Raw genomic sequence first — 7,911 nt, 5'->3', positions numbered from 1 at the left:
CGGGGCGGGGTGGGGCCCGGGGGTGTTTCCCCCCCCGCGGGGGGGGGGGGGGGCGGGGGGGGGGGGGGGCCCCCCCCGGGGGGGGGGGCGGGGGGGGGCACCGGTGTGCCGCTGGCACGGGGACGGGCGGGTCCGCGCGCCGGTTCAGACCGCGCGGAGCACCACCGCGGCGTTGAAGCCGCGGCGGCCGCGGGCGAGCACCAGCACGGTGCGCAGCGGGAGTTCGCGCGGCTGGTCGACCACCAGGTCGAGGCCGTAGCCGGCCGGGACGTCGGTGGTGCCGGCGGTGGCCGGGAGCACCCCGTCGCGGATCGCCAGCAGCGCGGTGGCCACGTCCAGCGGGCCGCCGCCGGAGTAGAGCCGGCCGGTGAGCGGCTTGGTCGCGGTCACCGGGACCCCGCGCTCGCCGAACAGGCCGGCGAGCACCTGCGCCTCGGCCCGGTCCAGCTCGGGGACGCCGGCCGCGTCGGCGAACACCGCGTCCACCTCGTCCGGACGGATCCCGGCGTCGGCGAGCGCCAGTTCGGCGGCCTTGTCGAGCGCGGCGGGCCGCCCGCTGTCCGGGGCGGGGTCGAAGGTCGAGGCGTAGCCGGCGAGTTCGCCGTAGACGCGCTCGGCGCCGCGCCGCCGGGCGGCCTCCGCCTCCTCCAGGACGAGCAGGGCGCCGCCCTCGCCGGGGACGTAGCCGGACGCGGCCCGGTCGAAGGGCAGGTAGGCCCGCGCCGGGTCGTCGGCGGTGCTGGTCAGCCCGGTGGACAGCTGGGAGACGAAGCCCCACGGGTCGAGTGCGGAGTCGGCGCCGCCGCTGACCACCAGGGCGGTGCCGCGGCGGATCGTGCGGCGGGCGTGGCCGAGCGCGTCCAGGCCGCCGGCCTGCTCGCCGACCAGTGCTGCGCCCGGGCCGCGCATCCCGTGCCGGATCGAGATCTGGCCGGTGTTCACCGCGTAGAACCAGGCGAAGGACTCGTAGACGCTGACGAACTCCGGCCCCTGCGCCCACAGTTTGCGGAACTCCCGGTGGGTGAAGTCGAAGCCGCCGAGCGCGCTGGAGGTGACCACGCCCATGTCGTAGTCGGCCAGGTCGCCGGCCTTCACGCCGGCGTCCTCCAGCGCCCAGGCGGCGGCCACCAGGGCGAGCTGGGTGGACCGGTCGGTCTGCAGCAGCAGCCGGCTGGACAGGTGGTCCTGCGGGACGAAGCCGGTCACCTGCCCGGCCAGCCGGGACGGGAAGCCCGCCGTGTCGAAGCCGGTGAGCTCGGCGATGCCGCTCTGGCCGGCCAGCGCGGCCTTCCAGTACTGCTCGACGCCGAAGCCGTTCGGCGCCGTCACGCCGAGTCCGGTGAACACCGCGCCGGTCATGCCGTCGCTCCCTTCATCTCCTCGGGGCGCCGCAGCACCATCGCGCTCTGGAAGCCGCCGAAGCCGCTGCCCACCGTCAGCACGGTGTCGGTGCGGTGCTCGCGCGCGGTCAGCGGGACGTAGTCGAGGTCGCACTCGGGGTCGGCCTCGTGCAGGTTGGCGGTGGGCGGCACCACGTGGTGGGTGATCGCCAGGGCGCAGGCGGCGATCTCGATGGAGCCGATCGCGCCCAGCGAGTGCCCGACCATGGACTTGATCGAGCTCACCGGCACCCCGTACGCGTGGTCGCCGAGGCTCCGCTTGAAGGCGGTGGTCTCGTGCCGGTCGTTCTGCTTGGTGCCCGAGCCGTGCGCGTTGATGTAGTCCACCGCGGTCGGGTCGAGGCGGGACTCGTCCAGGGCGACCCGGATGGCCTCCGCCATCTCCCGGCCGTCCTTCTTGAGGCCGGTCATGTGGTAGGCGTTGCACCGGGTCGCGTAGCCGGTGACCTCGGCGTAGATCCGGGCGCCGCGGGCCTTCGCCGCCTCGAACTCCTCCAGGACGAAGACGGCGGCGCCCTCGGCGAGGACGAAGCCGTTGCGGGAGTTGTCGAACGGCCGGGAGGCGTGCTCCGGGTCGTCGTTGCGGTTGGTGGTGGCCTTGATGGCGTCGAAGCAGGCCAGCACGATCGGCGAGATCGGGGTGTCGGACGCGCCGGTGACCATCACGTCCGCGGTGCCCTCGCGGATCAGCTGCACGGCGTGGCCGACCGAGTCGAGGCCGGAGGTGCAGCCGTCCGAGACCAGGGTGACCGGGCCCTGGGCGCCGATCTCCCAGGCCACCTCGGCGGCCATCGCACCCGGGCTGAGGTAGTCGAACATGTGCGGCGACAGGTAGGACGGGTCGACCACCCAGTCCCGCCCGCTGTCGGACATCACCAGGTACTCGTTCTCCAGGCTGGTCGCCGCGGCGACCGCGCTGCCCAGGCTGACGCCGTACCGGAAGGGGTCGAGCCGGTCGAACTCCAGGCCGCTGTCCGACACCGCCTCGCGGGTGCAGGCCACGGCGAACTGCGCCGCCCGGTCCATCCGGCGGATCTGCCGGGGCGTCAGGCCCTCGGCGCGGGGGTCGAAGTCGACGGCCGCGGCCACCTGCGAGCGGAACTGGCTCGCGTCGAAGAAGTCGATCCGCCGGGTCGCGGTACGGCCCGCGGTCAGCAGGTCCCAGAACTCCTTCGTCCCGTTGCCGCCCGGGGCGCGCACCCCGATGCCGGTGATCACCACCCGGCGGCTCACCTCGCGCCCCCGGTGCGCCCGGGGCGGACAGGCGCCGCGGCCCCCGCGGCACGGCGCACCCGGCACCGGCCCTCTGTCGAGCAGGACATTGCAGATCGTTCCTTTCGCCTACGTCGGCCCGGCCCCGCAGGCCACGGGCACGGCGTCCCCCGGCAGCGGGGAACGGTTGCGGTCTGGGACCAGCACGGTGCGGCGCGGCACTCGACACCTCCTCGAAGGCCGCTGGTCCCGCCCCGGCGCGAACCGCCCCTTGAACGGCGTCCGTTCGCAATCGCTCGCCCGTCCCCCCCTCGTCCGGCGGGCAATTGGGCGGCGCCCGGTACCGGGACGGGCCGGGCGGCACCCCCGCCCCCGGCGCCCCGGCGGCCGTGCCCGGCCCGGGCGCAGGGCCCGTCCGCGCGCCCGCGGGGCCGTTCGTGCGTGCCCGGACGCCCGGACGGCCAGCCCACCGAGCGCCCGCGCACCCCGCCGCCGTCGACCCCGGCGAATTCCCCGGGGAATGCGCCGCCGACCCGCGCGGACGACGGCCCCGTTACCGAACGGCGAACTTCGCAGGTATTTTCCACCACCCCCGGGAGATGGCCGGAAGGAATTCCGGCGGGCCACCCAAAAGGGATTCCCAAGAACTCCTCAAAGACCGTTCACACCGCGCGACGGCTGTCCGGAATGCGAGACGGAGCATCCATCCGCGGCCCGCGGCGGCTCCCCGGGAGGCGCGCCCGCGGCCTCCGCGCCCCGGCGTGCGCGGAGGCACCGACGGCAGCGCCGATGGTGCGGCCGACCGGTCGGCACACCGCGGGGCCGGACCGGGAGGACGGGTGCGCGCGACCGCTCGCGGGCTGCAATTCGTACGCCGGCCTGCGAAAACGAGCCGCCGGCCGGGCCGCCGGGCATCCCTCGGTAACGGCCCGGACACGCACGCTGGCCCCGCCCGCGCCAGCGACGGGACCTATGCCCACGGAGTGTCAGGAGCACGACGCGGAACCGGCTGGCAGCTTCCTGGGCGCTTCATGAGAATTTCCTGGGCTGGCGTCCGGAACCGCCTATTCCGCGATGCCGGTGTGCAAGGCTGAGCAGCGGACGCCCGAGGACCCCACAGCTTCACGTCCCCGATTCTTCTCCAGCAATACGACCGGCATAACGAGACCGTCACACGGGATGCCGGGGAGCCATTCCAGTCACCGGATGCTGACAGAATGTCGGCGGGGGAGTCACCGGAGCGGCCGGCCACCGCATCGCCATCTGCGGGGCGGCCATCCACCATGACGCACCCGGCCCCGCCGCGCGGGGCCCGGGCCGCGGGGCAGCGCGCTGCCAGGAACAGCAAACGAGGGCGGGGGGACGCCGAGCAGCGGTCCGGCCCCGCCCAGGGGAGGAACCACCATGGGTCGACGGACCCGTAGAGCCGCCGCGCTCGCGGCGGCCGGACTGCTGGCCACCAGCCTGCAGTCGCTCACCGCCCACGCCGCCACACCCACCCGGGTCGACCTCAAGATCCTCGTGGTCGACGACGGAGGCCCCGCCACCGCCGCGATCATCGCGGAACTGGCCGGCCAGGGCACCCCGTACACCGTCGTCAACCTCAACGACGCCAACCGCCCGACCATCAACGCGGCCTTCCTCAGCGACACCGTGAACGGCTCGCCGCGGGCCAAGTTCGAGGGCGTCGTCCTGCCCAACGACAACCCCTTCCCGGCCGGCTCGGCCGAGATGGCGGCGCTCGCCACGTACGAGGCCTCCTACGGGATCCGCCAGGTCGACGCGTACACCTACGCGCAGCCATCGGTCGGCCTGAACTGGGCTCAGAACCCCGGCTACATCGGCTCCCTGGACGGCACCCAGGGCGCCGTCACCACCCAGGGCACCGCAGGCCCGTTCGGCTACCTCAAGGGCAGCGTCCCGTTCGAGCAGCCGGACCCGGCGGTCAGCACCAGCTACGGCTTCCTGGCCACCCCGCTCGCCCAGCAGGCCGCCGGGGCGACCTTCACGCCGCTGGTCGACGCGCCGATCCCGGGCAGCACCGCGCGCGGCTCGCTGGTCGGCCAGTACGACCACGACGGCCGCTCCGAGATGGTCATCACCTTCGTCTACAACCAGTACCAGCAGCAGTACCGGCTGCTGGCGCGCGGCATCGTGGACTGGGTGACCAAGGGCGTCCACCTCGGCTACGACCGCAACTACTTCGAGGTGCAGTCGGACGACCTCTTCATGAGCGACGACCGCTGGGACTCCACCCTCAAGTGCACCCCCGGCGACGTCACCTGCCCGCCCGGCACCCCGGAGACCGCCAACCCGATCCGGATGACCACGGACGACGAGGCGTACGCCAAGCAGTGGCAGACCGACCACGCGTTCACCATCGACTGGGCGTACAACGGCGGTGGCAGCGAGGACTGGAAGTCCGACCACGAGACGACCGGCGACCCGCTGGTCGACAGGTTCGTCGCGGACCAGAGCTCGTTCCGGTTCATCAACCACACCTACGACCACCCGTTCCTGGGCTGCGTCCAGAACGTCTCCGTCGTGCCGTGGCAGTGCACCAAGGACGCGTCCGGCAACACCGTCTGGGTCAGCCAGTCGACGATCTCCAACGCGATCCACGACAACGTCACCTGGGCGGCCCAGAAGGGCCTGCACATCGACCAGACGGAGCTCATCACCGGTGAGCACTCCGGCCTGGTCACCCTGCCGGAGCAGCCCACCGACAACCCGTACCTGGCGCCGGCCCTGAACACCAACGGCGTCAAGTGGATCGCCAGCGACAACTCCCGCGAGAAGAACCAGCGGGCCGTCGGCAACGCGCTCACCGTGCCCCGCTACCCGATGAACGTCTTCTACAACGCCGGCACGGCGCAGGAGGAGACCGACGAGTACAACTGGATCTACACCAGCGCGGCGCAGGGCGGCAGCGGCGTCTGCGAGACCTCCGGCAACTCCACCTGCCTGAGCGCCCCGCTGGACGAGCAGACCGGCTACACCTCGTACATCGTTCCGCTGGAGACCCGGATCGACATGGGCCACGTGCTGGCCAACGACCCGCGGCCGCACTTCGTCCATCAGTCGAACTTCGCCGAGGGCCGGATCGCCTACCCGGTGCTGGAGAGCATCCTCAGCACCTACCGCGGTCTGCACAACGACAACACCCCGCTGGTCAGCCTGAAGCACTCGGACATCGGCGCCGAGCTCCAGCGCCGGGCCGCGTGGAACACCGCGGTGACCTCCGGCCAGGTGACGGCCTACCAGGTCGGCGACACCGTCACGGTCAGCGCGCCCTCCGGCGTGCAGGTCCAGGCGACCATGCCGAACGGCACCGTCCAGCAGCAGCTCATCGGCACCAGCGCGTTCGGCTCCTCCTACGCCGGCTCGCTGTCCGGCTGGGCCTCCCGGGGCCTGGGGCAGAGCGCCGTCACGCTCAAGCTGAACGGCAGCGGCAACAACGGCCTGTCGATCGTCGCGGTCGTGGTCAAGGCCGGCGCCAAGCTCGGCATCACCAAGCCCGCCACGAAGCTCCCGGTGCCCGCCGGCGTGCGGTCCGCCGTTCCGGCCGGCCCCGGCGACACCACCCGCACCAAGGCCGCCGCCCTCGTCCCGGGCACCGGCAAGCCCGTCCCGGGCAAGTCGGCGACCAGGACGCAGAAGACCGGCAAGGCCGGCAGGCCGGGCCACAAGTAGGACGTCTCGACCCGGGGGGGGGGCCCCCCCGGGGCCCGCGCCCCGCCCCCCCCCCGCCGGTGTGACGTGCGGTCAGCGGCGGGTGCGGCGGCCGCGCGGGCGGGTCAGGGTGAAGCGGTCGACGGGGGTGAGGTCGCCGAACGGGCCGGTGACGGCGTAGTAGGTGACCGCGATGGTGGTGTCGTCGCGGCCGTCGCCCGGGTCGACGGTGAAGGCCGCGAAGCCGTAGGAGTGGTCGGCGTCGCGGAACGCCGACCAGGGCGCGTCCTCCAGCACGTACTGCGGCGGGCGCTTGCCGGTGGCCGGGTCGGGGGCGCCGACGCCGGTGATGACGCGGGCCCGGGCGGGGCTGAAGAACAGCTGGTTGGAGGGGGCGGAGGTGCCGCCGCCGCCGATCACCATGTGCACGGTGCCGCGGGTGGTGTCGATGACGTCGGTGCGGGTCGACACCGGGATCGGGGTGCGGGTGTCGGTGGGCTGCTGGCCGCGGATCGGGTGCGAGCGCTCGTAGTGGTGCTCGTGGCCGCAGACCACCAGGTCGACGCCGTAGCGGTCGAACAGCGGCACCCAGCGCTCGCGGATGCCGAGGTCGGCGCCGTTGAACCGGTCGGCGGTGGAGACCACCACCTGGTGCATGCAGACCACGATCCAGTCGATGCCGGGGTCGGCGTCGGCCGCCGCGAGCTCGTGCTCCAGCCAGCGCTCCTGGGCGCCGCCGGAGTAGCCGTGCACGTAGGAGTTGCCGCCGTCCTGGTAGGCGACGTCGTCGTTGTTGAGGCTGATCACCCGGACGGCGCCGGCGGTGAAGGCGTACCAGAGGCCGCGCATCGGCGCGTCGGCGCCGGCCTCGGGGACGGTGAAGTACGCCTGGTAGGCGCCGTAGCCGAGCGGGCCGTTGCCGAGCTCGTTCTCGTGGTTGCCGGCGGCCGGCATCCAGGGGCGGTGGCGGGCCGAGCGGCTGTTGTTCTCGAACCAGTCGGACCAGGTGCGGACCCGGTCGGCGGCCAGGTTGGCGTAGCAGAGGTCGCCGTTGACCAGGTGGAACAGCGGGGCGATCCGCTCGACGCCGGCGGTGGTGTCGCCGGCCGCCGGGCTGCCGAGGTTGTCGTTGACCCAGGTGGTGCCGGAGAGCCGGCCGGTGGTGGGGGTGCCCTGGTCGCCGAAGCTGGTGAAGGTGAAGGCGCCGCGGCCGCGCGGCGCGGTGCGGACGGTGCCGAGTTCGGGGGCGGCGCCGTCGTGCACGGCCGCGTAGACGTGGTCGGTGTCCGGCCGGAGGCCGGTCAGCCGGGCGTGGTGCACCTGCACCTCGGTGCCGGACTTGGCGTCCCGGTAGGTGGTGGTCTCCGCCGGCACGGTGCGGCCGAGGCCGCCGGCCGCGGTGCCCCAGTGCACCCGGGGGCGGGCGACGGAGGCGGTGGTGTGCCAGGAGACCACCACCTCGCGGGAGGCGTCGGAGCCGAACTGCAGGTGGAGTCCGCCGACCCGGGGCGCACCGAGGCGGCCGGGGCGCAACCCCCCGAGCAGGCCCCCCGCGGGGGGAGGGGGGGGGGCGCGCGCGCGCGCGGCGGGGGGGCGCGCCCCGTCGGGGGGGGCCCCGCGCCCCCAC

Annotated in this window: 4 protein-coding genes; 1 reads left to right on the top strand and 3 read right to left on the bottom strand. The window is 73.9% G+C overall.

The features are described 5' to 3' along the window. Nucleotides 1-144: 144 nt before the first annotated feature. Nucleotides 145-1,359 carry a ketosynthase chain-length factor gene (locus ACFV0G_RS23240; protein WP_380551050.1) on the bottom strand — a complete coding sequence of 405 codons (1,215 nt, stop codon included), beginning with the start codon at nt 1,357-1,359 and terminating at the stop codon, nt 145-147. After that, nucleotides 1,356-2,729: a beta-ketoacyl-[acyl-carrier-protein] synthase family protein gene (locus ACFV0G_RS23235; RefSeq protein WP_380551053.1), complete on the bottom strand. Its 1,374-nt coding sequence runs from the start codon at nt 2,727-2,729 to the stop codon at nt 1,356-1,358. Before ACFV0G_RS23235 ends, ACFV0G_RS23240 begins: the two co-directional genes overlap by 4 nt. 1,287 nt (nt 2,730-4,016) lie before the next feature. Here ACFV0G_RS23235 and ACFV0G_RS23230 point away from each other — a divergent pair. Beyond that, nucleotides 4,017-6,305, top strand: coding sequence for a hypothetical protein (locus ACFV0G_RS23230; RefSeq protein ID WP_380551047.1), 2,289 nt, complete (start codon nt 4,017-4,019; stop codon nt 6,303-6,305). A gap of 72 nt (nt 6,306-6,377) precedes the next feature. Here the strand turns inward: ACFV0G_RS23230 and ACFV0G_RS23225 are convergent, their stop codons facing one another. Then, on the bottom strand, nt 6,378-7,817 hold the full coding sequence (locus ACFV0G_RS23225; protein ID WP_380551044.1) for a purple acid phosphatase family protein: 1,440 nt from the start codon (nt 7,815-7,817) through the stop codon (nt 6,378-6,380). Between the last annotated feature and the right edge of the window lie 94 nt (nt 7,818-7,911).

The sequence above is a fragment of the Kitasatospora sp. NPDC059571 genome (genome assembly GCF_042735675.1).
Taxonomy (GTDB): Bacteria; Actinomycetota; Actinomycetes; order Streptomycetales; family Streptomycetaceae; genus Kitasatospora.
Note: the sequence above shows the minus strand (reverse complement) of the source record. Positions and strands in the feature narration are given on the sequence as shown.

Coding starts and splice junctions, on each gene's coding strand:
- ACFV0G_RS23230 (WP_380551047.1), top strand. CDS start 4,017: ATGGGTCGACGGACCCGTAGAGCCGCCGCGCTCGCGGCGGCCGGACTG.
- ACFV0G_RS23240 (WP_380551050.1), bottom strand. CDS start 1,359: ATGACCGGCGCGGTGTTCACCGGACTCGGCGTGACGGCGCCGAACGGC.